The 2,805-nt window shown below is 32.7% G+C and carries 3 protein-coding genes; 2 read left to right on the top strand and 1 reads right to left on the bottom strand.

Going from position 1 to position 2,805, the window contains the following annotated elements:
• Together HGG78_RS18565 and HGG78_RS18560 are read left to right on the top strand one after the other, a co-directional pair.
• Positions 1-1,130, top strand: a 1,130-nt coding sequence (locus tag HGG78_RS18565; RefSeq protein WP_172533792.1) for an AAA family ATPase, incomplete at its 5' end; no start/stop codon positions are given.
• 123 nt (positions 1,131-1,253) lie between these two features.
• The gene (locus tag HGG78_RS18560) at positions 1,254-1,553 is read left to right on the top strand and encodes a hypothetical protein (protein WP_172533791.1); all 300 of its coding nucleotides are present in this window, start codon (positions 1,254-1,256) and stop codon (positions 1,551-1,553) included.
• An 18-nt stretch (positions 1,554-1,571) separates the two neighbouring features.
• On the opposite strand, the gene HGG78_RS18555 is transcribed toward HGG78_RS18560, so the two are convergent.
• Positions 1,572-2,768 carry a hypothetical protein gene (locus HGG78_RS18555; protein WP_172533790.1) on the bottom strand — a complete coding sequence of 399 codons (1,197 nt, stop codon included), beginning with the start codon at positions 2,766-2,768 and terminating at the stop codon, positions 1,572-1,574.
• Between the last annotated feature and the right edge of the window lie 37 nt (positions 2,769-2,805).

Genomic DNA, 2,805 nt, shown 5'->3' with positions numbered 1-2,805 from the left:
GTATATATAATAAATCAATTAATGATTTTCTAGACGGGTTAGGAACAGAAACAAGCAATTCAATACAAACTAAAATTGATAATATACAAGAAGCTCAACTAAGGCACAGCGATCAAGTTACTAATGATTTAGCCGACTTGAAAGTATTAGAAGATGGTAAAAAAGCTAATGCGAAGACGATTAAAGAACTTAGAGAAAAGATTGACGAGGAGCAAGAGGAAAGTATAGGAAATCATAAGGATGCTATTAATGCATTGCTTAAGAGTTTTCACTCAATGATTCGTTTATCTGAATTGAAAAAAGATAATAAAGGTGGCAGAGGAGCAAGTCGTGTTACTTATGCCATTACTTTTATAGGTAATGAGCTATCAATATTAAGCGATAATGAACACATTTTTGAACATGTCTTAAGTTTAGGTGATAGATCAGCATTAGCATTAGCATTTTTCTTATCCAGATTTTCAAAAGAGAACGAAGATAAATCAATTATTGTTCTTGATGATCCAATGTCTTCTTTGGATAGCTATAGAAGAGACGCAACTATCATTGAGATAGGAAAGCTTATTGATAACAATTATCAATCTTTTGTTTTTAGTCATGACCCATTCTTTTTATCTGATCTCTACAAACATTCGATTTTATCCAAGTCTACAAACTGTTTCGAGATTGAAGCGTCTTATAAAGATGTAGATCCACTGGATGTAAACAGCGCACAGTATATCTCTAGTCGATTGGTTGATAGAGAAAACTATGATTCACAAGTTATTCATTCATATCACAAAGAATACAATAAGTTATTTGATTTTGTGGCTGATGGAAGTGAAGAGCAGAAAGTAGAGATTGCCAGATCAATTAGACCGATACTTGAGGCTTATTTACGGTTCTTGTATCCAAAACAATTTATTAAAGGTTTCTGGCTAGGAGATATGATCACTATGATTCGCCAAGAAACTAATGAAAGTAGTCCATATTTTGATAAACATAATAGATTTTCGTCAATCGAGAGAATCAATGAATTTTCAAAAGATTACCATCACGCTGACGGTTTTGATACAAAGATACAAGATCTGGACTATCAAACGGTCAAATCTTATGCCAAAGAAACTTTATGTTTCATAACAGGGGTATAGATAGGAGATTATGAGCAATTCAGATAAGTGTGTTCTTTCAGAGTTTTGACAAATTGGTTACACTATTTATGCTAATGAGTTATACAACTTTTGGGATGTCAAAACGTTAGGATTGGGTGTTATATGGATGAAAAATCAGAACTTCAAAAAATGGAAAAGGTAGAAATCTACAAGCGACTAACGTATTACTACAGAATGCTATCTAGTGAACTAAGGTTGATTGAACCTGATGTTGAAGCTGTGCGTAAGATCGAAGAACATCTTTCTGAGTTAGAGCATTTGATTAGATTTGATGATTTTTACAAGTTCTGCAATGATTGTAGAGGAGTTAGATTGCATAAGTTCATTCCAGACCAAGAATTGTCAGATTCAGAATGTGTTGATTGTGCTGAAGCTCCTTTAGTTGAATTGAACCTTGATTAAAAAAAGCCCGTCAGGGCTTTAAATTCGGTTTTTCATAATCTTTGTTCCATTCGATTTTTTTTCTGGTGTAGGACTCTCAGTTTCAGTATCACTAGATGATTTATCATTCTTAGTGTATTCAGTCATATCAATACTATTCTCAACGTATAACTTGAAGTATTTACTGATTAGCACAGTGAAAATCGCAACTAATTGTTTTCTACAGCTCTCATGCAATTCCATACCTTCTTTGTCAGAAGTATCCACAGCGAAAAGCTCAGAAATGGACATTTGATTTTCAGATAAGTATTTGTTTATCGCACTAATCACTTGTTCTTTATTTTTGTCATATCGCATCGAGTTTTTAATATAAAAATCTAAATCTTTTTCAAAATATGGATTGAAAGTTTCAATTGATTCAATGTGTCTGAATACGAAATTACAGAAATCAATTCTATCTTTATCTAAAATTCGCAAAGGAAGCTTTTTAAGCTTTTGTCTGATTAATGGGTCCGAAGTGCCAGCTTTAACGTCATGTTTTTTATTACCAGAAATCAGCAAATTCACTAACGGTTTAGGCATTGCCAGAGGTTTCACTGTATACATTTTATTGCTCAATAAATTCATCGCATACATAAAACCAACATTGAGATTTTGGTTCTCAAAATTAACTATACAACCATTTTTAATTTCTAAGCGAAAATAGTCTTCTTTGGTGAACTGAAAATGCTCTTCAAGCTCGATTAGGGAACTATCGTGAAGGTATTTCTTCATGATGTTCAAAGTAGTATCGTTGGGTTTAAAATCAACGTAATTAGGTATCAGTGAGTTGCTTGATTTGTATCTGAAAATTGTTTCATGATTATCTTCAAAACCTTTTCTTTCAGCTTGCTTTTGTTCTTTAATCAATCGTTGTTTTTCTGCTTCAACTCGTCTTGCATCAGCTTCTTTTTCTTCTCTCGTAACAGTGATCAACTCTTCATTCTTCATAAGGTGCAATCGTGGGAAGTGTTGTTCTAAACCGTTTTCCAAAACTCTATATAAATCTTTCAGCACCTTCTTTTGATTCATATAGCTTGATGGATTTTGAATCGCATCAGGGTAAGAATCAATTACAAGTGCATACAACGCATCAATTTCATAATAAAGTTCTAAACCACCGTAAGTTTCTTTACTGAAAATGTTGTCATTATAATATTGTTTTAATGTGTCTAGTTTTTGTTCATCTTTGTTCATGTTTATCTCCTTGTCGTAAACCATACTGATCTAATAC

The sequence above is a fragment of the Vibrio aestuarianus genome (genome assembly GCF_012395185.1).
Classification (GTDB): Bacteria; Pseudomonadota; Gammaproteobacteria; order Enterobacterales; family Vibrionaceae; genus Vibrio; species Vibrio aestuarianus.
This window is presented reverse-complemented; position numbering and strand designations above follow the sequence as displayed.

Excerpts from the sequence above, each read along its gene's own strand:
- HGG78_RS18555 (WP_172533790.1), bottom strand. The coding sequence starts at position 2,768 with ATGAACAAAGATGAACAAAAACTAGACACATTAAAACAATATTATAAT.
- HGG78_RS18560 (WP_172533791.1), top strand. The coding sequence starts at position 1,254 with ATGGATGAAAAATCAGAACTTCAAAAAATGGAAAAGGTAGAAATCTAC.